At 68.7% G+C, this 24,371-nt stretch carries 20 protein-coding genes and 2 pseudogenes; 10 read left to right on the top strand and 12 right to left on the bottom strand.

What is annotated here, in order from left to right:
* Positions 1 to 21 precede the first annotated feature (21 nt).
* The gene (locus FRZ33_RS16110; protein ID WP_227978195.1) at positions 22 to 894 is read right to left on the bottom strand and encodes a M48 family metallopeptidase; all 873 of its coding nucleotides are present in this window, start codon (positions 892 to 894) and stop codon (positions 22 to 24) included.
* Positions 895 to 1,110: 216 nt separating this feature from the next.
* The gene (locus FRZ33_RS06640) at positions 1,111 to 1,695 is read right to left on the bottom strand and encodes a LemA family protein (protein ID WP_146908584.1); all 585 of its coding nucleotides are present in this window, start codon (positions 1,693 to 1,695) and stop codon (positions 1,111 to 1,113) included.
* A gap of 53 nt (positions 1,696 to 1,748) precedes the next feature.
* Between FRZ33_RS06640 and FRZ33_RS16105 the strand changes: the two genes are divergently transcribed.
* A complete protein-coding gene (locus FRZ33_RS16105; RefSeq protein WP_227978193.1) occupies positions 1,749 to 3,734 on the top strand; it encodes a serine hydrolase domain-containing protein in 1,986 nt (661 codons plus the stop codon).
* Between the two features lie 649 nt (positions 3,735 to 4,383).
* Here FRZ33_RS16105 and gcvH read toward each other — a convergent pair.
* From gcvH to FRZ33_RS06600, 6 genes and pseudogenes are all read right to left on the bottom strand, one after another.
* Positions 4,384 to 4,780 (bottom strand): annotated as a pseudogene (gcvH, locus tag FRZ33_RS06625) (glycine cleavage system protein GcvH).
* 85 nt (positions 4,781 to 4,865) lie between these two features.
* Positions 4,866 to 5,960: a glycine cleavage system aminomethyltransferase GcvT gene (gene gcvT, locus FRZ33_RS06620; RefSeq protein ID WP_146908582.1), complete on the bottom strand. Its 1,095-nt coding sequence runs from the start codon at positions 5,958 to 5,960 to the stop codon at positions 4,866 to 4,868.
* A gap of 69 nt (positions 5,961 to 6,029) precedes the next feature.
* Complete coding sequence (locus FRZ33_RS06615) at positions 6,030 to 7,613, bottom strand: ABC transporter permease (protein ID WP_146908580.1); 1,584 nt, start codon at positions 7,611 to 7,613, stop codon at positions 6,030 to 6,032.
* 4 nt (positions 7,614 to 7,617) lie between these two features.
* A complete protein-coding gene (locus FRZ33_RS06610) occupies positions 7,618 to 8,610 on the bottom strand; it encodes an extracellular solute-binding protein (protein WP_146908578.1) in 993 nt (330 codons plus the stop codon).
* 85 nt (positions 8,611 to 8,695) lie between these two features.
* Complete coding sequence (locus FRZ33_RS06605) at positions 8,696 to 9,127, bottom strand: NfeD family protein (RefSeq protein WP_146908576.1); 432 nt, start codon at positions 9,125 to 9,127, stop codon at positions 8,696 to 8,698.
* A 1-nt stretch (position 9,128) separates the two neighbouring features.
* Entirely contained in the window at positions 9,129 to 10,082 is a 954-nt protein-coding gene (locus tag FRZ33_RS06600) for an SPFH domain-containing protein (RefSeq protein ID WP_146908574.1), read from the bottom strand.
* Between the two features lie 139 nt (positions 10,083 to 10,221).
* Between FRZ33_RS06600 and FRZ33_RS06595 the strand changes: the two genes are divergently transcribed.
* The 9 genes and pseudogenes from FRZ33_RS06595 to dusB all read left to right on the top strand — a co-directional run bounded on the left by FRZ33_RS06595 (position 10,222) and on the right by dusB (position 20,307).
* On the top strand, positions 10,222 to 12,411 hold the full coding sequence (locus FRZ33_RS06595; protein WP_158637131.1) for a TonB-dependent receptor family protein: 2,190 nt from the start codon (positions 10,222 to 10,224) through the stop codon (positions 12,409 to 12,411).
* A 188-nt stretch (positions 12,412 to 12,599) separates the two neighbouring features.
* A complete protein-coding gene (locus FRZ33_RS06590; RefSeq protein ID WP_146908571.1) occupies positions 12,600 to 13,181 on the top strand; it encodes an RNA polymerase sigma factor in 582 nt (193 codons plus the stop codon).
* The gene (locus FRZ33_RS06585) at positions 13,174 to 13,365 is read left to right on the top strand and encodes a hypothetical protein (protein WP_146908569.1); all 192 of its coding nucleotides are present in this window, start codon (positions 13,174 to 13,176) and stop codon (positions 13,363 to 13,365) included. Before FRZ33_RS06590 ends, FRZ33_RS06585 begins: the two co-directional genes overlap by 8 nt.
* Positions 13,365 to 13,736, top strand: coding sequence for a hypothetical protein (locus tag FRZ33_RS15130; protein ID WP_158637130.1), 372 nt, complete (start codon positions 13,365 to 13,367; stop codon positions 13,734 to 13,736). The genes FRZ33_RS06585 and FRZ33_RS15130 overlap by 1 nt, the downstream gene beginning before the upstream one ends.
* 31 nt (positions 13,737 to 13,767) lie before the next feature.
* Positions 13,768 to 15,030 carry a PDZ domain-containing protein gene (locus FRZ33_RS06580; RefSeq protein WP_158637129.1) on the top strand — a complete coding sequence of 421 codons (1,263 nt, stop codon included), beginning with the start codon at positions 13,768 to 13,770 and terminating at the stop codon, positions 15,028 to 15,030.
* Positions 15,031 to 15,178: 148 nt separating this feature from the next.
* A complete protein-coding gene (locus tag FRZ33_RS16100; protein WP_227978191.1) occupies positions 15,179 to 16,951 on the top strand; it encodes a TMEM165/GDT1 family protein in 1,773 nt (590 codons plus the stop codon).
* Positions 16,952 to 17,018: 67 nt separating this feature from the next.
* Positions 17,019 to 18,311 (top strand): NupC/NupG family nucleoside CNT transporter, encoded by a 1,293-nt coding sequence (locus FRZ33_RS06565; protein ID WP_146908563.1) that lies wholly within the window; start codon positions 17,019 to 17,021, stop codon positions 18,309 to 18,311.
* A gap of 3 nt (positions 18,312 to 18,314) precedes the next feature.
* Positions 18,315 to 19,250: pseudogene (locus tag FRZ33_RS06560) on the top strand (ribokinase); the annotation flags it as partial.
* A gap of 58 nt (positions 19,251 to 19,308) precedes the next feature.
* Positions 19,309 to 20,307: a tRNA dihydrouridine synthase DusB gene (gene dusB, locus FRZ33_RS06555; protein WP_146908562.1), complete on the top strand. Its 999-nt coding sequence runs from the start codon at positions 19,309 to 19,311 to the stop codon at positions 20,305 to 20,307.
* 21 nt (positions 20,308 to 20,328) lie between these two features.
* Here dusB and FRZ33_RS06550 read toward each other — a convergent pair whose 3' ends face one another.
* From FRZ33_RS06550 to olsF, 4 genes are all read right to left on the bottom strand, one after another.
* Entirely contained in the window at positions 20,329 to 20,889 is a 561-nt protein-coding gene (locus FRZ33_RS06550; protein WP_227978188.1) for a hypothetical protein, read from the bottom strand.
* A 25-nt stretch (positions 20,890 to 20,914) separates the two neighbouring features.
* Positions 20,915 to 21,322: a hypothetical protein gene (locus tag FRZ33_RS06545; RefSeq protein WP_146908558.1), complete on the bottom strand. Its 408-nt coding sequence runs from the start codon at positions 21,320 to 21,322 to the stop codon at positions 20,915 to 20,917.
* Positions 21,319 to 22,350, bottom strand: a complete 1,032-nt coding sequence (locus FRZ33_RS06540) for a metal-dependent hydrolase (RefSeq protein ID WP_146908557.1) — start codon at positions 22,348 to 22,350, stop codon at positions 21,319 to 21,321. The genes FRZ33_RS06545 and FRZ33_RS06540 overlap by 4 nt, the downstream gene beginning before the upstream one ends.
* Positions 22,351 to 22,644: 294 nt before the next feature.
* Positions 22,645 to 24,366, bottom strand: coding sequence for a bifunctional ornithine lipid synthase OlsF (gene olsF, locus FRZ33_RS06535; RefSeq protein WP_174754941.1), 1,722 nt, complete (start codon positions 24,364 to 24,366; stop codon positions 22,645 to 22,647).
* Between the last annotated feature and the right edge of the window lie 5 nt (positions 24,367 to 24,371).

The following is a 24,371-nucleotide window of genomic DNA, read 5'->3' as shown; positions in this document are numbered from 1 at the left end:
ACGGCGGCGGCGCGCGTCCGGTCAGGCCCAGGCCGCGTCTTCGTCCAGCCCGGAAGGCGGATGCATCTGCCAGCGGGCGGCCAGGTCTTCGAACGCCTGCGGTTTGAACGCCGGCTCCAGCGCCTGGATGCGCGCGAGCAGCGGCGGGTGCGTGGCGAACAGGGACGAATAACCGACACCGTCGCCGAACAGCATGTGCGCCACCTCCTCGGTATCGCGGCTGGCCAGTTTCGAGCCTTCCTGCAGGCCGCCGATCTTCTTCAGCGCGCCGGCCAGCCCGGCGGTCTGGCGGGTGAACTGCACCGCCGAGGAGTCGGCCAGGAACTCGCGCTGGCGGCTGACCCCGGCCTTGATCAGCCGGCCGAAGAACATGCCGACATAGCCGATGACCAGCAGGCCCAGCGCCGCCAGCATCACCGGCGCCGCGTCCTTGGAGTTGCCACGGCCGTGCTGCAGCACCTTCCTGCCGATGATGGCCAGGGCCAGGATGCCGAACAGCATGCCCATCAGCCGGATGTTCAGGCGCATGTCGCCGTTGAGCACGTGGCTGAACTCGTGCGCGATCACGCCCTGCAGCTCGTCGCGGTTGAGCCTGTCCAGGGCGCCGCGGGTCACCGCCACGGCGGCGTCGCTGGTGGCGTAACCGGCGGCGAACGCATTGATGCCCGCCTCCTCCTCCAGCACGAAGATCTGCGGCACCGGCACGCCCGAGGCGATCGCGATCTCCTCGACCACGTTGCGCAGGCGGCGGTAGTGGAAGTCGTGCGTGTCCTCGGGCACCGGCGTACCACCCATCTGCCGGGCCACCGCGGCGCCGCCGGCGCGCAGGCTGGAGATTCGGTAGAGCGAAGCCACGCCGATGATGCCCAGGCTGACCAGGCTGGCCAGGACCACACCGGCGACCAGGCCCTCGGGGGTGGTGTCTTCGCCCAGGCACCGAAGGCCAGCAGGAACACGGCGTCCACCGCGATCACGATCGCGGCCACCGCCAGTACGAACAGCAGGATCAGCCGCCTGGACTGGCGCCGGGCCTGATCCTGGCGCTCGAAGAAGTTCATGCGCGTCCGGGCTCCGGAAGGGGCCCGCCCCGGCAAGGGGCGGGCCGCGGGGTCAGAACGAGACCTTGGGCGCTTCGCGCTTGGCCGGCTCGGTGATCTCGAGCAATGCGGCGGCGACGAAACCGAACATGCCGGCGAGGATGTTCGAAGGGAACACCTCGCGCTTGTTGTTGTAGGCCATCACGCTGTCGTTGTAGGCCTGCCGGGCGAAGGCGATGCGGTTCTCGGTCGAGGTGAGCTCCTCGGTGAGCTGCATCATGTTCTGGTTGGCCTTGAGGTCCGGATAGGCCTCGGCGACCACCATCAGGCGGGAGAGCGCACCGGCGAGGCCGGTTTCGGCGCTGCCCAGCTGGGCCATGGCGGCGGCGTCGCCCGGGGAGGCCTTGGCGGCCGCCTGGCCGCTTACCGCGGCGGCACGGGCCTGGATCACGGCCTCCAGCGTCTCGCGCTCGTGCTTGAGGTAGCCCTTGGCCACCTCGACCAGGTTCGGGATCAGGTCGTAGCGCCGCGTCAGCTGCACGTCGATCTGGGCGAAGGCGTTCTTGAAGGCGTTCCGGGCGGTGATCAGGCCGTTGTAGATGCCCACGCCCCAGAACAGCAGGACGGCAGCAACCACGACCAGGACAACAAGCGTCATCATGTTTCGATCTCCCCTGAAGGTCGGACCAGGTGCGCAGATGGCGCGCTAGAATGGGCCCGTTCCGCAAGCATACGTCGGTCATGCCAAGAAGCAAGAAAACCAGCTCCACCGTACACCTGCTGCACCCGCTGCTCTCGTGCCTGCTCCTGTTCGCCCCGGCCCTGGCCGCGGCCGCCAGTCCGCCTGCCGCTGGCGATTTCAGCACCCAGGCGCGCGAGATCGAAATCCTGGCCGAACGTGTCGTCAAGCAATCGCGCATCCCCGGCATGGCGATGGCGATCGTCGAGGACGGCAAGGTCGTCTCCATCCGCGGCTACGGCGTGGTCGACAGCAAGGGCAGCGACCCGGTCGGAACCGACACCGTCTTCCGTGTCGCCTCGCTGTCCAAGGCCTTCGCCGGCACGCTGAGCGCGCTGTTGGTGAACGAGGGCGCGATGTCCTGGGACAGCCCGATCGCCAACCAGTTGCCCGCCTTCACCCTGCGCGACCTGCAGGGCGCGCAGAAGATCACCGTGCGCGAGATCCTCAGCCACCGCGTCGGCCTGGCCTACAACACCTTCGACCGCGACCTCGAGGCCGACCAGCCCTACCCGCTGCTGGCGGAAAGACTTTCGCAGGCGCCGCTGACCTGCAGCCCCGGCGAGTGTTACGCCTACCAGAACATCGCCTTCAGCCTGGTCGGCGACCTGGTGTTCGCGGTCACCGGCGACTTCTACGCGCACCAGGTCGAGAAGCGCCTGTTCCACCCGCTCGGCATGTACGGCGCCACCTTCGGCCGCGACGGGCTGGAGGCAAGCGCCAGCTGGGCGCGCCCGCACGTGCGCAGCGGCGGCACCTGGGTGCCGGTGCGGCCGAAGGAAACCTACTACCGCATCCCGCCCGCCGCCGGCGTCAACGCCAGCATCCACGACATGGCGCAGTGGCTGATCGCCCAGATGGGCCATCGCCCGGACGTGCTGCCATCCGACGTGCTCAATGAAATCCAGACGCCGCAGGTGGCCACACCGGGTGAAACCCGCAGTTCGCCCTGGCGCCGCGAACGCCTCAACAGCGCTTATTACGGTCTGGGCTGGCGCATCTACGACTACGCCGGGCACACCTTGGTTTTCCACGGCGGCGCCGTGCAGGATACCGCGCCATGGCCGCCTTCCTGCCCGACCGCGACCTGGGCGTGGTCATCCTCTGGAACAGCGAAAGCGCCATGCCCTCGGGCCTGCTGCCGACCACCATCGACCGTGCGCTGGGCCTGCCCACCCGGGAATGGCTGGCGCCCGAGCCGGCGCGGCCGGCGCCCCGACGCAAGCGGCGCTAGGCCGGCCCACCAACCGCTGGCGCGGAAACCACAAATACAAACGCCGGCCAGGGGCCGGCGTTTTTCTTGGTGCCTTTGGAAAGTCTCCCTCCCCGCCTGGGCAACACGGGGAGAGAGCCCAGAGTACCGCTTTCCGGGGTTCGCCTTACAGCGAGGACAGCACCGGAGCCACCGGCATCGCAGCCGGCTTCCTGGCAGCGGCCTTGCGCACGGCCTTCTTCTTCACAGCCTTTTTCACGGCCTTCTTCTTGACAGCCTTCTTGACGGCGGCCTTCTTCACGGCCTTCTTGGCGACCTTCCGCTTCACGGCCTTCTTGGCGACCTTCCGCTTCACGGCCTTCTTGACGGCCTTCTTCTTCACGGCCTTGCGGACGGCGGCCTTCTTGACGGCCTTCTTGACGGCCTTCTTCTTCACGGCCTTGCGGACGACGGCCTTCTTGATCGCCTTCTTGGCGACCTTCTTCTTGACGGCCTTGCGCACGATGGCCTTCTTCACGGCCTTCCTGGCCGCGGCTTTACGCACGATCTTCTTGGCAACGGCCCGTTTGGCCGCCTTCTTCGCAACAGCTTTCTTTTTGATAGCCATGGTCAACTCCTCGTCAGTTGGCTTTTGGACTGCCCAGTCACAAAGGCACCGCCACGGGACGATTCCCGCGGCGCACCGCCGTCGCGCACAAGGCGCGGCGGGCGGATGGGGTCCGGCGCGGGGCGGCGCCGGAAATGAAAACGCCCGGGCCGAGACCGGTCCGGGCGTGGGATTGGCGGCTGTTGCGGAAGGTCGATTTCGATTTCGCGGAGGGATGTTGGCCCTGATCCACCGTGTCGAGTTCCCGGGCGGAGTTCGGTGTTGTGGCTCGCGTTGTCGAATCGTTCCTGATCACTCGCTTCCGCAGTTGACATCTGCTGGGCGAAAGCTAATCACGGGAAATACTGATGTCAACAACTTTGCAAAAAAAACTTCAAGGGCCGGAGCGCCCGGATGCCGCCGACATCGCCGGCGAATCGCCTCGGCATCGTCCGCGACCGCGTGTCGGAAAACTTCGCATCGAAAAAACATCGGGAAAAACGCATCCGCGCGAAACACGCATCGACACCGGCACGGTTCGCGCACCTTGTCGCGAGGGTGTCGACCGGGGTCGGAATCGTCTCCGCGAGGCAGCCGTCGGCAAGTCGCCCGGGAGGGATTTTCCGCGTCGCAAAATCCGGAAATGCGCGGATTCGCGAAGCTCGCCGACGCCGGCGGCGATCCCCGGACGCGTCGCGCGCGGCCTGGAAACCACCGACGCAAAACCGGCGCCGCGAACTTTCCGGCGCCCGAAACGACACCGGCCGCCCGAAGGCGGCCGGTGCGGAAACGGCGCTGGCGACCGGACTCAGTGGCCTTCGTCCTCGAGCAGCTGGGAGTAGTCGTCGGGCGAAAGCAGCTCGTTGACCTGGTCCGGCTCGGACGGCTGGATGACATAGATCCAGCCTTCGCCGTAGGCGTCCTCGTTGATGGTTTCGGGCTTGTCGGCCAGGGCCGCGTTGACCTCGACCACGGTGCCGGACACCGGCGAATACACGTCGGACGCCGCCTTCACCGATTCGACCACCGCGCTGGCGCCACCCTGCTCCAGGGTGTCGCCGACGTTCGGCAGCTCGACGTAGACCAGGTCGCCGAGCAGCCCCCTGGGCGTGGTCGGAAATGCCGACGGTGATGCGGCCGCTGTCTTCGACGCGGGCCCATTCGTGGGACTTGAGGAACTTCAGGTCGCCGGGAATCTCACTCATGACAGGCCTCGATGGTCGGGTGCAGCGGGGGTGGCGATAGTCTAGCGGGGTGCGCGCGCGATGGCATCACCGGCAAACGCCGGCGTCAGCCGAGCACGCCGGGTTGGGCGGCGCCGTCGCGCACGAACGGATACTTCACGACGCGCACCGGCAGGCGCTTGCCGCGGATGTCGACCTCGGCGGCGCCGCCGACGTCGCCGGCCGGCACGCGCGCCAGGGCGATCGCCTTGCCCAGGGTCGGCGAGAAGGTGCCGGACAGGATCTCGCCTTCGCCGGCGGCGGTGAACACCGCCTGGCCATGGCGCAGCACGCCCTTCTCGTCGAGCACCAGGCCGATCATCTGGCGGGCGGCGCCGGCCGCCTTCTGCGCCTCGAGCGCGGCGCGGCCGGTGAAGCTGCGGCCTTCGTCCAGCGCCACCGTCCAGGCCAGTCCGGCTTCGTAGGGCGTCGCGTTCTCGTCCATGTCCTGGCCGTACAGCGCCATGCCCGCTTCCAGGCGCAGCGTGTCGCGCGCACCCAGGCCGGCGGGTTTGACGCCGACCGCCAGCAGGCGGTTCCAGAAATCCACGGCCTGCGCTTCCGGCACCATGACCTCGAATCCGTCCTCACCGGTGTAACCGGTGCGGGCGACGAACAGACCGTCGGCCTCGCAGGCGACGAACTTGCCGAGCTTGCCGGCCGCCTGCGCCGCCGCCGGGCTCAGCAGCTCCAGCACCTTGGCGCGCGCGTTCGGGCCCTGCACGGCGACGATGGCCAGGTCGCGGCGCTCCTTGATGTCGATGCCGAAGGGCTGGGCCTGGCCGGTGATCCAGGCCAGGTCCTTGTCGCGCGTGGCGGCATTGACCACCAGCCGGAAGAAATCCTCGGCCATGAAATAGATGATCAGGTCGTCGATGACGCCGCCGTTGGCATCGAGCATGCAGGCGTACAGCGCCTTGCCCGGCGTCTTGAGCTTGTCCACCGAGTTGGCCACCAGCTGGCGCAGGAAGGGCCGCACCTGGTCGCCGCGCAGGTCCAGGATGGTCATGTGCGAGACGTCGAACATGCCGGCGTCACGGCGCACCTGGTGGTGCTCCTCGATCTGCGAGCCGTAGTTGATCGGCATGTCCCAGCCGCCGAAGTCCACCATCTTGGCGCCAAGCGCGCGGTGGGTGTCGTTGAGGACCGTCTTGCTGCTCATAACCTGCCCTGGGGTGTGCGGGGAAAGGCCGGCATTATCGCAGACCCGGCCGGGCCGGGCGGCGCCGCGTCAGCGCTGTTGCCTCACCAGCCACCAGACCGGCACCAGCCCGACCGCACACAGCCACAGCGCCGGCCAGGCGGCCTGCATCCACAGGCCTTCGGTGGTGTGGCTGTAGATCTTGACCGCCAGGGTGTCCCAGCCGAAGGGTCGCAGCATCAGCGTGGCCGGCAGCTCCTTCACCGTCTCCACCAGCACCAGCAGCACGGCCGCCACCAGACCCGGGCGCAGCAGCGGCAGCACGATCCGGCGCAGGCGCTCGCGGGCGGGCACGCCGAGCAGGCGCGCCGATTCCAGCAGCGAGGGCCGCAGCGCCTGGAAGGCCGACTCGGTCGACTCGTGGCCTACCCGGAAGAAGCGCACGCACAGGGCCAGCAGCACACCGGCCAGGGATGAACTCAGGGCCAGGCCGGCCAGCGAAGGCATGGCCTGCTCGGCCGCGACCAGCAACCACATCGCACCGACCGCCAGCACGGTGCCGGGCACCGCATAACCCAGGCCGGCGGCGAAACCGGCGGCATGCACGCCGCGATCGTTGCCGCTGCGCCGCCCCAGCAGGGCGAACAGCAGTGACAGCACCAGCACGCCCGCCGCCGCCATCAACGCCAGCAGCAGGGTGTTCCAGGCCGCCTCGCCGACATCGGGCAGCGCGGCGCGGGCCTGCCACGACCACGCCACCAGTTGCAGCACCGGCGCGACGAAGCCCAGCAGCACCGTGAGTCCCGCCAACACCGTCAGCGTCCAGCCGCGCCAGCCGTGCAGCGGGCGACGCGGCGGTGGCATCAGCTGGCGGCCGGCATGACGTGCTCGACCACGGCCCAGGCGTTCCAGCACCAGCACCAGCGCGACCAGGCCGACCATGCCGAAGGCCAGCTGCGCCGCGGCCGGCAGCGAATACAGGCCGAACCAGGTCTTGTAGATCGCCGTGGTCAGCGTATCCACGCCCAGGATGCTGACCGCGCCAAAATCGGCCAGCGCTTCCAGCAACACCAGGGTCAGGCCGGCCACCCAGGCCGGGCGCGCCATCGGCAATGCGGCGCGGAAGAAGGCGGCGACCGGACCGTGGCCGAGCGAACGCGCGGCGTCCATCGCCGCACTGCCCTGGCGCAGGAAGGCGGCGCGCACGATCAGGAAGACATAGGGATACAGCACCAGCGCCAGCACCGCGGCGGCACCGGGCACGCTGCGCAGTTCCGGGAACCCGGCCGGTGCACCGCCCAGCGCGCGCCAGGCGCTCTGCAGCGGGCCGGCGTAGTCGGTCAGGCCGACATAGACGAAGGCGACCACGTAACCGGGCAGCGCCATCGGCAGCACCAGCGCCCAGTCGAACAAACGCCGGCCCGGCCATTCGTAACGCGCGCTGGCCCAGGCGAAACCGACGCCGGGCAACATCGCGAACACCGCCAGCAGGCCCAGCAGCGCCAAGGTGTTGCGCACCGCCAGCGGCAACACCTGTTCGATCAGGTGTGGCCAGACTTCGGGTTGCGGCGTGGCGAAAGCGCTCGCCAGCCACAGCGCCGGCAACAGCAGCGGCAACGCCAGGCCCCAGGCCAGCGCCCGGGGCCAGGCGGTGCGTGCCGCGCCGTCGCTCATGCGGTCAGCGCCAGCCGGCGCGGTCCATAAGGCGCACGGCTTCGGCCTGGCGATGGCCGGCGACCGAAACGTTCACCTCGTCGTGCTTGAACGGGCCCCAGGCCGCGACCACCGGGTCGAGCTTCACGCCGGGCTTGGCCGGGAATTCGAAGTTGACGCTGGCGAAGTCGCCCTGCACCGCGTCCGAGGCCAGCCACTCCAGGAACTTCTGTGCCTCGGCCTTGTGCTTCGACGCGGCGACGATGCCGGCGCCGGAAACATTCACGTGCGCGCCGCTGCCGTCCTGGTTGGCCCAGAACACCTGCACCGGGAAACCGGGTTTGTCATGCTGCAGGCGGCCCAGGTAATAGGTGTTGATGATGCCGACGTCGCACTGGCCGGCGGCGATGGCGTTCGCCAGCAGCGTGTCGTCGGCGAAGGGCGCGGTGGCCAGGTTGGCGACCCAGCCGCGCGCGACCTGCTCGGTCTTCTGTGCGCCCAGGCGTTCGATCATCGTCGCCACCAGCGACATGTTGTAGACCTTCTTGGACGAGCGCAGGCACAGCCGGCCCTTCCACTTCGCGTCGGCCAGGGCTTCGTAGCTCGACAGCTCCGCCGGCTTCACCCGCTCGGTCGAATAGACGATGGTGCGCGCGCGCTGCGACAGCGCGAACCAGCGGCCCTGCGGGTCGCGCAGGTTGGCCGGGATGGCGGCTTCGAGCGCCGCCGATTTCGTCGGTGCCAGCAGGCCACGTTCCGCCGCCTGCCACAGGCTGCCCGCATCCACCGCCATGAACAGGTCGGCGCGGGTGTTGGCGCCTTCCGCGGCCAGGCGTTCGATCAGCACGGGCGCACCATCGGACAGCAGGCGCACGGTGGTGCCGGTTTCCTGCTGGTAGCGCTCGAAGATCGGCTTGACCAGCGGTTCCTTGCGTTCGGTGTAGACCACCAGTTCGGCGGCGGACACCGCCGGCGCGATCAGGCTGGCAAGGACGAGGGCGATCAGGGTGCGGGGCATGGACATCTCCGGATAGCGAATGCCGTAGATGATAATGATTCTCAACAATTAGGCAAGGAGCGCTGTCCGCCCGGGCGGGCAGCGTTCAGTCGACCGCGCGCACCTGCAGGGACATATTCTGTACCGACACCACCCGCACCCGGGTGCCCTGCGGCAGGTCCTCGCCTTCGGCGACCCAGAAGGCGTCGCCGATCTTCAGCCGGCCGCGGCCATCCACGATGGCCTGCTCGAGCACGAACACCTGGCCCACCAGCTGCTCGCCGCGGCGGTTGAGCAGGGGCTGGTCGCTTTCCTTCTCCTGGCCGCGGAAGTACTTCATGTAGACGGCGATGGACAGGAAGGCCAGCACGATGAAGGCCACCGCCTGCCACACCGGCGGCAGTGGCACCACCAGCAGGATCGCGAACACCGCGGCCGCGGCGAACCCCAGCCACAGCAGGAACACGCCCGGCGCCAGCGTCTCGGCCGCCATCAGCAGCAGGGCCAGGCCGGCCCAGACGATCAGTTCGGTGCGCATCTCAGCCCCCGAACTTCGGCGGCTGCGGCTTGGCGGCGCCACCGCCCTGCTGCAGGCCCAGGCTTTCCTTCGCCAGCTCGGCGATGCCGCCCAGCGAACCGATGATGCCACTCGACTCCATCGGCATCATCACGAACTTCTGGTTCGGCGCCTCGGCCAGCGCCTTGAACGCCTCGATGTACTTCTGGGCGACGAAATAGTTGATGGCCTGCACGTTGCCCTTGGAGATCGCGTCGGAAACCATGCGGGTCGCGTTCGCCTCGGCCTCGGCCAGGCGCTCGCGGGCCTCGGCGTCGCGGAAGGCGGCTTCGCGCTTGCCTTCGGCTTCCAGGATGGCGGCCTGCTTCTCGCCTTCGGCGCGCAGCACTTCCGCCGCGCGGTGGCCCTCGGCTTCCAGGATGTTGGCGCGCTTCTCGCGCTCGGCCTTCATCTGCCGGGCCATCGAGTCCACCAGGTCGCGCGGCGGCTGGATGTCCTTGAGTTCGATGCGGTTGACCTTGATGCCCCACGGATGCGTGGCCACGTCCACCACGCTCAGCAACTTGGCGTTGATCTCGTCGCGCTTGGACAGCGACTCGTCCAGGTCCAGCGAACCGATCGAGGTACGGATGTTGGTCATCACCAGGGCGATGGTGGCCTGCTCGAGGTTGGACACCTCGTAGGCGGCCTTCGCGGCGTCCAGCACCTGGAAGAAGATCACGCCGTCCACCTTCACCACGGCGTTGTCGCGGGTGATGACGTCCTGCGAGGGCACGTCCAGCACCTGCTCCATCATGTTCACCTTGCGGCCGACGCTCTGGATGATCGGCATCAGGAAATGCAGGCCCGGTGACATGGTGTGGGTGTACTTGCCGAACCGCTCGACGGTCCATTCGTAACCCTGCGGCACCATGCGCACCGTCTTGATCAGCACGATGACGCCTGCGAGCAGGATGATGACGGTCAGAATTTCCATGGCTGAGCTCCCCGTTTGCCTGGCCACAGTCTATAGGGTGGCGCCGCTGGCCGGGCGCCAATGCTATTGCGAATCGTTCTTGATCGTAATAAAATCTTAACGGTTCGCCGGCCCGGCCGGCCCTATGGAATGTCCCCGCATGTCCCGCACCCTCCGCCTCGCCATTTCGCTGGCGCTGCTGCCCACGGCCGCCCTCGCCGCCGAACTCCCCGAGCAATCCCTGGTCAAGCTGGACCGCATCAACGTGTTCGGCAGCCTGGACGAGGTGAAGCAGGCCTCCGGTTCCGCCCATTACATCGATGGTGAGACGCTGGAGAAGTTCGCCTACCGCGACATCAACCGCGTGCTGCGCCAGGTGCCCGGCGTGTACCTGGTCGAGGAAGAAGGCTACGGCCTGCGCCCGAATATCGGCATCCGCGGCTCGGGCACCGACCGCAACAGCCGCATCACGGTGATGGAGGACGGCGTGCTGATCGCGCCGGCGCCCTACGCCGCACCCGCCGCCTACTACTTCCCGGTGATGACGCGCATGAGCGCGGTCGAGATCCGCAAGGGCTCGGCCTCGGTCGTGGCCGGTCCGCGCACCACCGGCGGCGCGCTCAACCTGGTGTCCACGCCGATCCCGACCGAAGCCTCGGGCGAAATCGACGTCTCCCTCGGCAGCGACGCCACCCTGCTCGCGCACGGCTGGGCCGGCACCATGGGCGAGCGTTTCGGCGGCCTGATCGAGGGCGTGCGCCAGCAGACCGACGGCTTCAAGCGCGTGGACGGCGGCGGCGACACCGGTTACGGCCTGAACGACGTGGTCGCCAAGCTGCGCTGGATCAGCAGCCCGGAGGCCGCGCGCTACCAGCAGCTCGATTTCAAGATCGGCCACAACACCCAGGACAGCGACGAAACCTACCTGGGCCTGACCGATGCCGACTTCGCCGCGGACCCGAACCGGCGCTACGCCGCCTCGCGCCTGGACAACATCCAGACCGAGCAGGACCTGTACGAACTGCGGCACCTGATCGAACTCAGTGATCGCGTGGATCTGACCACCGTCGCTTACCGCACGGAGTTCGCGCGCAACTGGTACAAGCTCAACGACGTGCAGGGCCAGTCCATCGCCAGCATCCTGGAAGACCCGGCCACCTATGCCCAGCAGTACGCCTGGCTCACCGGCGCCGCCGACAGTCCGGCCGATGCCCTGCGCCTGCGCAACAACAACCGCAGCTACTACGCCCAGGGCATCCAGAGCGTGCTGGGCATCGGTTTCGAGAGCGGCGCCAGCGCGCACGACCTGGAGATCGGCCTGCGCCTGCACCGCGACCAGGAAGACCGCTACCAGAACGACGACCGCTACCAGATGGCCGGCGGCAGCCTGGTGCTGACCACCGACGGCGCGCCGGGCACGCAGGAAAACCGCGTCGGCGACGCCGAGGCGCTGTCGCTGTACGTGCAGGACACGATCACGCTCGGCCGCTGGATCCTGACCCCGGGCGTGCGCTACGAGCGCATCGACCTGAGCCGCACCAACTACTCCACCGCCACCGGCCTGCGCGACGTCGTGCTGTCGGTCACCGAAACCGAGGTGGACGCGGTGATCCCCGGCTTCGGCGCCACCTGGCTGCTCGACGACAACCTGAGCCTGTTCGCCAGCGTGAACCGCGGCTTCAACCCGCCGGGCCCGGCCTCGGGGTCGGAGTCGGAGGAGAGCGTCAACGCCGAGTTCGGCCTGCGCTACGGCCACGACGCGTTCAGCACCGAACTGGTCGGCTTCGTCAGCGACTATTCCAACCTGGTCGGCACCTGCACCGCATCGAGCGGCGGCAACTGCAACATCGGCGACCAGTACGACGGCGGCGAAGCGCGCGTGAGCGGCCTCGAGGCCAGCCTGGGTTACGACTTCGGCCAGGGCGGCGCGCTGTCGTTCCCGGTGTCGCTGAGCTACACCTTCACCCACGCCGAGTTCCGCAACAGTTTCTCCTCCAGCTTCGAGGAGTGGGGTGACGTGGAAAGCGGCGACCGCCTGCCCTACCTGCCCGAACACCTGCTGCACGCCGAAGCCGGCGTGGTCGGCGAACGCTGGCGCCTGGCGCTGGCCGCCAACTACCTCGACGAGATGCGCACCGTCGCCGGCAGCGGCGCCATCCCCGCCGGCCAGGGCACCGACTCGGCCCTGGTCTGGGACCTGAGCGCGGGCTTCAAGCTCGACGACCAGGCCGAGCTGTACGCCCGCATCGAAAACCTGACGGACGAGGAATACGTGGTCGCCCGCCGCCCGGCCGGCGCCCGTCCGGGCCAGCCGATCAGCGCCTTCGTGGGTATCCGCCTGGCTTTCTGAGCCCGGCGGCCAGGCTTGTCGAAGAAAGGGCCGGGGATTTCCCTGGCCCTTTTTCTTTTCCGGGCGGCAAGCGAAAAGGGCCAGGTCCACTTTCCGGGGGCGTAATCTGGTCCAAGGCCGGGTATCCGGCCCGGAATAGTGAACCTGACCCCATTCCCCCTGCGACCCTTTTCCGTCCCGCCGCATCCATGACCGATGTGAGCCCACCCTCGTCCTTCGCGATCGATGTGCCAGACACGCTGCTCGCCCGCGCCAAGCGGGGCGAGGCGAGCGCGTTCGAGCAGATCTACCGCCGGTTCGAGCGGCCGGTCTTCACCCTGGCGCTGCGCCTCACCGGCGAGCGCGAGGAGGCCCAGGACGTGCTGCAGGACACCATGCTCAAACTCTTCGACCGCATCGGCGAGTTCCGCTCCGAGTCACCCTTCTGGGGCTGGCTGCGGCAGATCGCCGTCAACGAAGCCCTGATGAAGCTGCGCAAGCGCAACCGCACGCCCTTCACCGAGGACTCGGACGAGATAGAGCTCGAAAACCACGACACGATGCTGCCGCCGGCCGCCGCCGACGCCGCCCTGCTCACCCGCGCCCTGGGCCGCATGCCCGACACCACCCGCAGCGTGATCTGGCTCTACCACGCCGAGGGTTACACCCACGAAGAGATCGCCGGCCTGATGGGCAAGACCGCCAGCTTCTCCAAGTCCCAGCTCGCACGCGGCACCCGCAGGTTGCGCGAGCTGCTGAAGATCGAACAGGAGGCAACTTCCCATGCCTGACACCACGCCCCGCGACACCGACATCAGCGTCGCCGAAGCCTTCGGCCGGCTGCCGCTGGAAACGCCGGACCGCAGCGCCTGGCCGCTGCTGGAGCGCCGCATCATCGCCGCGCCGCCGGCCGTCCACGCCCACGCTGGCCGTTCGCCCTGGCCGCGGCCGCCACCCTGGCCGTCGCCGCGCTGATGCCGCGCCTGATGTCGCCGACCACCGCGCCGGTGACCGATCCGGTCGCCGCCACCCCGGCCACGGCCACCGCACCGATCCCGCTGGAGTCGCTGATGATCGAATCGGCCCGGCTCGAAAACCTGATCAGCGCCGTCGCCGACGACGAGATGGCTTCCGCCAGCACCGCCCTGCTCGGCCTGGAATTCGAAGACCGCCTGCGCCGGATCGACGTCGCGCTGTCCGCGCCGACACTTGATGCCGAGAGCCGCGCCCTGCTCTGGCAGCAGCGCGTCGGCCTGCTGCGCGAATACGCCGGCGTGCAGGGCACGTCGCAATGGCTCGCCACCGACGGCGACACGCTCGACGGCGCCCTGGTCGCCACCTTCTGACACCCCACTTCGCCCCACGAGGAATGACCCCATGAAGTTCCGCCTGATTTCCCTGTTGGTGGCCGCCGCGCTGGCGGCCACCGCCCAGGCCGCCGACACGCCGAAGGCCAGCGCCGAGACGGCCGCCGCCGAAGCCGCCAAGCGCGCCGAACTCGAACGCGCGCGTGCCGAACTCAACCGCAGCGCCCGCCGCGTGTCCGAACTCACCCGCGAACTGGGCGAATCCGGTGCCAATGCCTACAGCTTCAATGTCGAATCCTTCAATTCCTTCGACGCCTTCGGCGGCCGGCCCGCTATCGGCATCGTGATGGGCGCCAGCCCGGACTGGGCCGGCGTGCGCATCGCCGCGGTCACGCCCAACGGCCCGGCCGCCAAGGCCGGCCTGCGCGCCAACGACATGCTGCTCAGCGTGGACGGCAAGGCGATCAGCGCCAAAGGCGACGCCGCCATCGAACAGGCGCGCGGCCTGCTGGACGGCCTCAAGGAAGGTCAGTCGCTGCGGCTGGGCTACTCGCGCGACGGCAAGTCCGCCCAGGCCACGGTAAAGGCCGAAAAACTCGACCGCGTGATGGTTTTCTCCAGCAGTGAAACCCCGCAGGTCCAGGTGCTGACCGCGGAGCGGGCACGGGCCGCCGAACGTGCGGCGCGCGAATACGCCCGCGCCACGCCGGTGATCGACCCGCGCGTGCAGATGGAAATCGCCCGCATGGCTGCCGCGCCCTGCCCGCCCGGCGACGACGACTGCAGTTTTCCCGCGCTCACCCAGGCCTATCGCTGGAGCGGCCTGAACCTGGCTTCGATGAACCCGCAGCTGGGCCGCTACTTCGGCACCAGCAGCGGCGTGCTCGTGCTGAGCGGCGGCGCCGGCCTGGAGACGCTGGAGCCGGGCGACGTGATCCAGAAGATCGACGGCGCCGCGGTGAACTCGCCGCGTGACGCGATGCGCGCCCTGCGCGACCAGGACGACGGCGAAAAGGTGAAGGTGGACCTGCTGCGCGAACGCAAGCCGCGCACCGTCGAAGTCACCGTGCCCGACGCCCCCGGCGTGCGCTGGTACGCCCCGCCTGCACCCCCGCCCCGCCCGCGCCTCCGGCCCCGCCGGCACCGCGCACGCCCAAGGTCGCGCCGACCCCGCCCGCTCCGCCTGCACCGCCCGCGGCCCCTGTCCCAGACGCACCGCCGGCGCCACCCGCCCCGGCACCCGGCGAAACCCTGGCCCTGGCCGACGGCGTCGTCGCCCGCATCGTCAGCCGCCAGCACTGGGTGGACGACGAAGGCCGCGAACACATCGTGATCCGGACCGAGGCGCCGTCGGAGCAATAAGCGGGTGATGGCTTAGAATGCAGGGCGCGTCGCGTTGGCGGCGCGCCCTTTTTCATGGTCCGGGCCGGGCCGCGAGGCGCCGGCCTCCCCCGCCCTGCGTCCCGGCCCCGGAGTTTTTCTTGGACGCATTGTTCGTTTCCACCCTGGCCGTGGCCGTCGCCGAAATCGGCGACAAGACCCAGCTGCTGGCCCTGGTGCTGGCCGCGCGCTACCGCAAACCCTGGCCGATCATCGCCGGCATCCTTGCGGCCACCCTTCTCAACCATGCGCTGGCCGGCTGGTTCGGCGCCCTGGTCACGCAGTGGATCGACCCGCAGTGGCTGCGCTGGGGCGTGGTGGTGTCTTTCCTGGCGGTCGCCGCCTGGGCGCTGGTTCCCGACAAACTCGACGAAGACGAGGTCAAGCCGCCGCGCTTCGGGCCCTTCCTCGCCACCCTCATCGCCTTCTTCATCGTCGAGATCGGCGACAAGACCCAGGTCGCCACCGTCGTGCTGGCGGCGCAGTACTCGCCGCTGTGGCAGGTGGTCGCCGGCACCACCTGGGCATGGCCGTGGCCAACGTGCCGGTGGTGCTGCTGGGCGCGCGCTTCGCCGCGAAGCTGCCGCTCAAGGCGGCACGCTGGGCCGCCGCCGCGCTGTTCGTGGGCCTGGCGCTGTGGGTGGCGCTGCGCGGCCTGCCCGGCTAGTGCCTTCGTTCGCCTGACAGCGCGGGGCCGCGCCGGCTATCCTCGGCGCATCCTTTCCAAGGCCACGACCCCCGGCGTGAGCACCCTTCGCGAAACCATCGACGACCTGGCCCAGTCCCTGCGCGAAGCGCCGGACGAGATCCTGCTCGAGGTCGGCGCCGGCGGCGAACTGCTGGTCGCGCGCCTGCGCATGGTGCTGGCCATGCTGTTGCTGCTGCTGCCGGCCCTCAACCACCTTTCCGGCGGCCAGCCGGAAGAAACCGCGGTCGGGCTGTTCGGCGCGTTGGTGGTGCTGGCGCTCAGCCGGCTCTGGCTGCACCTGGCCAAGCACAGGCGCCGTCATGCCTGGTTGCCGATGGCCTCGACCGGCTTCGACGTCAGCCTGGTCACCCTGGTGCTGGTGCTGCTGGGGCTGGTGACGCCGGTGGCCGCGCTCAACAGCGTCGTGGTCTGGTGCTGTTACCTGCTGGCGATCTTCGCCACCGCGCTGCGGCATGACGTGCGTGTCACGCTGTTCGCGGGCGTGTTGGCCCTGCTGCAGTCGGCCCTGTTGTGGCTGGCCGTGGTGATGCTGTCCAGCGAACCGCTGGTGTCGGCCGCCTACGGCACCGTCAGCACCTCCAGCCAGCTGCAGCGCCTGGTGCTGCTGATCGCCGTGACGCTGATGACCGCCGTCGTGGTGTTCCGCGCCCAGCGCCTGACCCAGCTGTCGGGCACCGACGGCCTGACCGGCCTGCCCAACCGCAGCTACCTCAACACCCGCGTGCCGCAGCAGGTGAACGAAGCGCGCGACGAAGGCCGCACGCTCAGCCTGGCGCTGATAGATCTCGACCACTTCCGGCACATCAATGCCGAACTCGGCCACCTGGCCGGCGACCGCGCCCTGCGCCATGCGGTGAAGACGATGCGGCAGGAACTGACGCACGAAGAGCCGCTGATCCGGGTCGGCGGCGAAGAATTCGTGCTGCTGCTGCGGCTGCCGATCGGTGCCGCCTGGGAACGCATGGAACAGCTGCGGCGCCGGCTGGAAGCCTCGCCCTTCGTGCCCGAGCCCGATGTCGAACCCCGCAAGCTCACGCTCAGCGCCGGCCTGGCCTGCATCCCGCAGGACGCCCACGACCTGCCCGGCCTGATGAAACGCGCCGACCAGCGCCTGCGCCTGGCCAAGGACAACGGCCGCAACCGGGTGGTCGCCCGCGAGGACTAGCGCTCGCCTTGCCCGGGCCGGGGGCCTGCACTACCCTGCCGCATCGCCCAGGGGGATTCCCAACGCAATGATCAGCAGCATCCTGTTCGGCCTGTTCGGGCTAGCCGTTCTCATCGGCATCGCCTGGCTGTTTTCCAACAACAAGCGGTCCGTGGACTGGCGGCTGGTGATCACGGGCATCGGCCTGCAGATCGGTTTCGCGGCCCTGGTGCTGCTGGTGCCGGGCGGGCGCGAGGTGTTCGACTGGCTGGGCCACCTGTTCGTGCGCATCCTGGAATTCGTCAACGCCGGCTCCAGCTTCATCTTCGGCGGCCTGATGGACACCTCGACGTACGGCTTCATCTTCGCGTTCCAGGTGCTGCCGACCATCATCTTCTTCGCCGCGCTGATGAGCGTGATGTACCACCTGGGCGTGATGCAGGCGATCGTGCGGGCCATGGCCTGGGCCATCACCAAGGTGATGAAGGTATCCGGTGCCGAAACCACCAGCGTCTGCGCCAGCGTCTTCATCGGCCAGACCGAGGCGCCGCTGACGGTGCGCCCCTACATCTCGCGCATGACCGAGTCCGAGCTGATCACCATGATGATCGGCGGCATGGCGCACATCGCCGGCGGCGTGCTGGCAGCCTACGTCGGCATGCTCGGCGGCGGCGACCCGGTCGAGCAGGCCTATTACGCCAAGCACCTGCTGGCGGCGTCGATCATGGCCGCGCCGGCCACCCTGGTGCTGGCCAAGGTGCTGATCCCGGAAACCGGCAACCCGCTGACCCGCGGCACCGTGAAGATGGAAGTCGAGAAGACCACCAGCAACGTCATCGACGCCGCCGCCGCCGGTGCCGCGGACGGCCTGCGCCTGGCGCTGAACATCGGCGCGATGCTGCTGGCATTCATCGCCCTGATCGCCCTGATCAACTGGCCGCTGACCTGGATCGGCGACATCACCGGCCTGGCCGCGTGGCTGGGCAAGCCGACCGACCTGGCGACGATCTTCGGTTACCTGCTGGCGCCGATCGCCTGGGTGATCGGCGTGCCCTGGCAGGACGCGACCACGGTCGGTTCGCTGATCGGCCAGAAGGTGGTGATCAACGAATTCGTCGCCTACCTGCAGCTGGCCGAGATCGTCAACGGCAACGTCGAAGGCGTGGTGCTGAGCGAGAAAGGCAAGCTGATCGCCACCTACGCGCTGTGCGGCTTCGCCAACTTCAGCTCGATCGCGATCCAGATCGGCGGCATCGGCGGGCTGGCGCCCGAACGCCGCCAGGACCTGGCCAAGTTCGGCCTGCGCGCCGTGCTGGGCGGCACCCTGGCGACCTTCATGACCGCCACCATTGCCGGTGTGCTGACCAGCCTGGGTGTCTGACCGGTGGCCGGCACGGTCGTCGTCGTCGGCTCCTACAACCAGGACCATGTCTGGTCCGCCGACCACCTGCCCGCGCCCGGCGCGACGCGGCTGGGCGCCTACCTGACGGGCCCCGGCGGCAAGGGCTTCAACCAGGCCGTGGCATCGGCGCGCGCGGGCGCCCGCACCGTGTTCATCACCGCGCTGGGCGATGACGCCGCGGCCGCCAATGCCCGCGCGCTGGCTGCGGACGACGGCATCACGCTGCGCGCGGAAGTGTTTCCCGACATCGCCTCCGGCACCGCCGGCATCTTCGTGGACAACGCCGGGCACAACGTCATCGTGGTCGCGCCCGGCGCGAATGCCGCGCTGGGCGAAGACTTCGTCGCCGCGCAGCAGCACGACTTCGCCGACGCGGCCGTCGTGCTGGTGCAGCTGGAAGTCGCGCCCGACGCGGTGCTGCGCGCGCTGCAGGCCGGGGCCGCCGCCGGCGCGCTGGCCCTGCTCAACCCCGCGCCGGTGAATGCACCGACCAGCGACGTACTGCTGGCCGCCGCCGACGTGCTGACCCCGAACGAAACCGAATTCTCCGCCCTGCTGTCCCGGCACACCGGCCGCGGCCTGGCGGCGGAAAGCATCGCCGGCCTCAATGATGCGGCGCTGCATGCCATGTGCCGCGAGCTCGCCCCGCGCGCCACGATCGTGCTGACGCTCGGCGCGTCCGGCGCTTTCGTCTCGCACGGCGACGACCGCCGCGGCGACAGCACGTCCTGCTATCGCATGCCCGCCGCCAACGTCACGCCCGTGGACACCACCGGTGCCGGCGACGCCTTCAATGGCGCCCTGGCGGCCCGGCTCGCATCCGGGGACGGCAGCGTGTTCGCCGAGGCCGTGGCCTACGCCACCCGATACGCCGGGCAATCGACCGAACGCCTCGGCGCCGCGCTGGCCATGCCGCGGGCGGCCGAACTGCGCCCTGAGCCCGGCCCGCGCCACGGCGGCGCGATAGAATCGCCGCATGCAGATCGGCCCCTACCTTTTCGATCCGCCGCTGGTGCTGGCCCCGATGGCCGGCGTCACCGACAAGCCCTTCCGGATGCTGTGCAAGCGCCTGGGCGCCGGGCTGTGCGTGTCGGAAATGACCACGTCCGACCCGCGCCTGTGGAAGACCGAGAAGTCGCTGCACCGCATGGACCACGACGGCGAACCGGCGCCGATCAGCGTGCAGATCGCCGGCACCGTGCCCGAGGTACTGGCCGAGGCGGCGCGTTACAACGTGGACCACGGCGCGCAGATCATCGACATCAACATGGGCTGCCCGGCCAAGAAGGTCTGCAATGCCTGGGCCGGTTCGGCGCTGATGCGCGACGAGGCGCTGGTGGCGCGCATCCTGTCCGCGGTGGTGTCGGCCGTGGACGTGCCGGTGACGCTGAAGATCCGCACCGGCTGGAACGCCGACAACCGCAATGCGCTCACCATCGCCCGCATCGCCGAAGACAGCGGCATCGCTGCACTGGCCGTGCACGGCCGCACGCGCGACCAGCAGTACACCGGCGTGGCCGAATACGAAACCATCGCCGCGGTGAAGGCCGCGCTGCGCATCCCCGTGTTCGCCAACGGCGACGTGGACTCGCCGGAGAAGGCCGCCTTCGTGCTGCGCCACACCGGCGCCGACGCCGTGCTGGTGGGACGCGCCGCGCAGGGCCGGCCGTGGATCTTCCGCGAGATCGCGCACTACCTGGCCACCGGCGAAAAACTGCCGGAACCGGGCCTGCAGGAAGTGCGCGACATCCTGATCGGCCACCTCGAGCACCTGCACGTCTTCTACGGCGAACTGTCCGGCGTGCGCATCGCCCGCAAACACCTGGGCTGGTATGCGAAGGACCGGCCGGAAAACGCCGCCTTCCGCGCCGTGGTCAACCGCGCCGAAACGGCCGCCGAACAGCTGCGGCTGACGCGGGACTATTTCGATGCACTCGCTGCCGGACTTGCGCCAGAACTGCCGGCGGTCGCCTGAGATCGACTATTTTCTCAGGCGTCACTCCGGTCCGTCTTCAATACACCCTTTCAAGAATTTTCCGCCGATGCCTTTGAGCTCAGATCTGTCGAACAGCTTGGCGCTGAACTCGAAATCCTGATTGATTCGAACAATTAGCAGCTGTTCAAAGTCACCCTGGCTTTTTACCAGCACCCGATTGGTCGTCTTTTCGGGGGAAATTGTCTTCACCTCAACCAACTTCCCCGCAATGGTGCCGTCAGAGCCTGCCTTGTTAGTTCCATGGCGGCGAAGCCCGCATCTGATCTCCGCGTAGATCTCACCAAGTTCACCCCAAATCTGCAGGTATCTCCCTGTGTTTTCAAAGTGTCGCTGCGCGCATCCAACCAGGTCCTGAAAAATTTCTATTTGCTTCAGAACACTGAAGGGAAATCCCTCCCTGCTCTGGTAGGGTTCAACAGATTCGACAGATTCGGGACCTTCCTCCGACTCGATATCCAGTTGAGAGTTGATCCACTCCCAGCTGATCCATTCGCCATCGTCCCAGACGCCATCGCCAGGCTTTATTTCGACCCCTGTCATTGAGCAGCGAGGTTGTGTCATGCATTGCCTACCTTAGGCCTGAGCTTCAGAACTTCAGGATCGCGAATACGACCGCGGCCACGAACACCCACGCCGACCACGAGCCCAACCCACGGCGGTCGCCGGGGCGGATGGTGTCGTTGTAGTGGCCGTGCGGCTTGGAACGCGGGTTGGTGTGGTGCGGCGCGTGTTCGGGCAGGTCCATGCCGCCGGGCTTCGAGCCACTGAGCAGCTTGGGCAGCGACGGCAGCTTGGGCATATCCGGCAGCGGCGGCGGCGTCTTGCCACGTGCGTTCGCGGCCACGCCCGACACCAGCTTGGCCAGCAGTGGCGAACCCTGCCGTTCCCAGTGCTGGCGCATTTCCGGCGACAGTTTGGCCAGCCCGGCCTCGACCTTGCGGCGGATATCCGGCGGCAGGTTGGACAGGTCCAATCCGGGCGGGGTCTGGCTCATGGGGCCGCTCCTGCTGCGTCATCCGTCGGCGTGGTCCATATCCTGCGCCACAGCGACGGCAGCCGTCGACTCGCGTCCCAGGGCCACTGCAGTTGTTCGGGCGGGATTTCGCGCCAGCCTTCGCCTTCGCGCGCAGCGACGGCGAAACGGAAGCTGTAGTCGGGCTCGGCGCCCATGCGCAGGTCGGACAGCACGAGTTTGCCGTCGCGTACTTCGGCTTTCATGAAAGATCGGTTGAACCAACGGAGTCGCCGCACCGCTTCGTAATCAGCAACCCCATTGAGCGCCCGACTGTCCGAAAAATATTCGCGAAAGCGAATAGGCCCCTCATCCACCACCACCGACCGCTCCCCTTCCAGAAATCCCTCCGGCGTCATCACCACCACCCGCCACAAAAACGTGGTGAATGGCATCGGTACCGAAAACCGCGGCGCGTCCTGCAGCCCGCGCGCGGCCAGCGACTGCTCCGCGGCACGCTCCACCAGCGCCTTCGCCACCAGCGACCAGCCAAGATAGGCCGTGCTGATCGCCAGCCCCGCCACCAGCGCCGTCTGCGCCGCCGGCCGCCAGTGTTTCACCCAGGCCACGATGCACACGACCAGCAGCGGCAGCGTGTACAGCGGATCGATGATGAACACGCTGGACCACATCGCCGGCGCGGGCGGCAGCGGCCACCACAGCTGCGTGCCATACACGGTGAAGGCGTCGAGCAGCGGGTGCGTCACCAGCGCCAGCACGATCGCCCAGAACCAGGGCTTCGGCGCTTCCGTCACCCGCCCGCCGCGGCGGTGGAAAAACGCCCAGATCAACACCGCCAGCGGAAACAGCACCAGCAGCGAATGCGAAGGCCCGCGGTGCCAGGTCATGTGCCCGACCGGGTCCAGGCCCAGCATCCAGAGGATGGGCGTGTCGAGGTCCGGCAAGGTGCCGAGTCCGGCACCGGCCAACAGCGCGGCGCGGCGATGCCGGGCCGGGGCGACGGCGCCGGCCACCGCGGCGCCAAGAACGATCTGGGTGAGGGAGTCCATGAGAGGGATGCTAACCGCACTTCTCCCTCCCCTGTTTACAGGGCATCTCACTTCCCCCTCCCCTGCTTGCAGGGGGAGGGTTGGGGAGGGGTGAGTACTTGCTCCGAAGTTCCACCCCCTCCCGACCTCCCCCTGCTAGCAGGGGGGAGAGAGTGCGGGCCCCTGCAAGCAGGGAGCTTCAAGCATGGCTCCCTCCCCTGTTTACAGGGGAGGGTTGGGGTGGGGTGAGCACTTGCTCCAAGTTCCACCCCCCCCGGCCTCCCCCTGCAAGCAGGGGGAGGAGACAAGCGGCAGTTACACCACTTCCGGTGCCGGCAGCGGCACCGACGTACCGGCGAGATAACGCTCGCGCTTGCGCGGCCGCACACGCGCCAGGTCCAGTTCGATCAACCCGTCCACCGAATTGTTGAACTCCGGATCCACACCGAAGGCCAGGAACCGCGCCCCACCCGGCTCGCACAGCTCGGTGTACTGCTTGTACAGCGTAGGCACCCGCGCCCCCAGCGCGCCCAGATTCGCCCTGAGGATGCGGAAGCCGGTCTCGGCATCGATGTCGCCGAAAGCCGGCGGCGTGGCCAGGAACCGGAACGGCCGGTTCGCCGCCACCTCGCCCTCGCGGCAACCGAAATAACGCTGGTAGTACGCGACCAACTGTTCCCGCGCGGCAATCGGCAGATCCGCGCTGATGGACACCGGCCCGAACAGATACCGCACCCCCGGATGCGCCCGCAGATACGCGCCGATGCCCAGCCACAGGTAATCGAGACTGCGCGTGCCCTGGTAACCCGGCGCCACGAAACTGCGGCCCAGCTCCATGCCCTGCACCAGCTTCTCCAGCATCGTGCACGGATACCGGAACAGCGACGCCGTGTAGAACCCCTCCAGCCCACGCTCGGCCAGCACCTTCTCGCCCGGCGCCACGCGGTAGGCGCCGGCGATCTCCAGCGCCTCCGGGTCCCACAGCACGATGTGTTCGTACCAGCTGTCGTAGCCGTCCAGGTCCAGGCGTTTGCCGGTGCCCTCGCCCACCGTGCGGAAGGTGAGTTCGCGCAGACGGCCGATCTCGCGCATCAGCGGCGAGTCGGCAGCCAAGGGCCCGGCATGGATGCGCTTGCCATCCGGCGTGCTGCCCAACATCGGCAGGCGCGCGAGTTCGTCCAGCAACAGGCGCCGGTCCACCGCATGTACCAACGGCTCCGGCCCCCGCGGCGCCGCCTCGCGGCGCGAACCGATGGCGTACAGCGCCTGCCGGATCGACGCCAGCGCTTTTTCCGGCGCCTGCGGTTCCGGCAGCGGCCCGGGCCGGCCGATGCGCAGTTCGATGCGGCTGCCGCGGCGCGCGAAGATCTCGCGCGGCAGCAGCGCGGTGCCGGCCGGCTTGTACAGCGCCGACGCCCCGTAGAACAACGCGGTATTGCGCGCGCCGATGCGCACCGGCAACACCGGCGCTCCGCTGGCTTTCGCGAACCGGACGAAACCCTGCCGCCAGCGCCCGTCGCGGATACCGGCCAGGCCAAGCCGCGACACTTCGCCGGCCGGGAACACGATCACGCATTCCTCGCGCGCCAGCGCCGCTTCCACCGCTTCGAGGCTTTCCGGCGTCGGCCGGCCGCCCAGAATGCGCAGCGGCAGCAGGTGTTCGCGCAGCGGCGCCACGCTGGCCAGCACGTCATTGGCCAGGATGCGCACGTCGCGGCGCACGCCCAGCACAAAATGCAGCAGCGCCATCGCGTCCAGCGCACCGGACGGATGGTTGGCGACGATCAGCAGGCGGCCGGTCTGCGGAATGCGCTCGCGTTCGACCTGGTCCACCGTGTAACGCACGTCCAGATAGTCGAGTGCGGCTTCGATGAAAGCCCGACCGCAGAGATGGCCGTTGGCGGCGAGGAACGCCCCGGCTTCATCGAGTTTGGCCAGCCGCCCCAGCCCGCGCAGCAACGGCCGGGCGAAACGGGCGCGGTGGCCCTGGAACCAATGGGGATAACGCTCGGCGAGCTGACGCTCGATATCCAACATGCGGC

Source organism: Arenimonas daejeonensis, from assembly GCF_007993735.1.
Lineage (GTDB): Bacteria > Pseudomonadota > Gammaproteobacteria > Xanthomonadales > Xanthomonadaceae > Arenimonas > Arenimonas daejeonensis.
The sequence above is the reverse complement of the archived record's forward strand: the minus strand, read 5'-3'. Positions and strand labels throughout refer to the sequence as shown.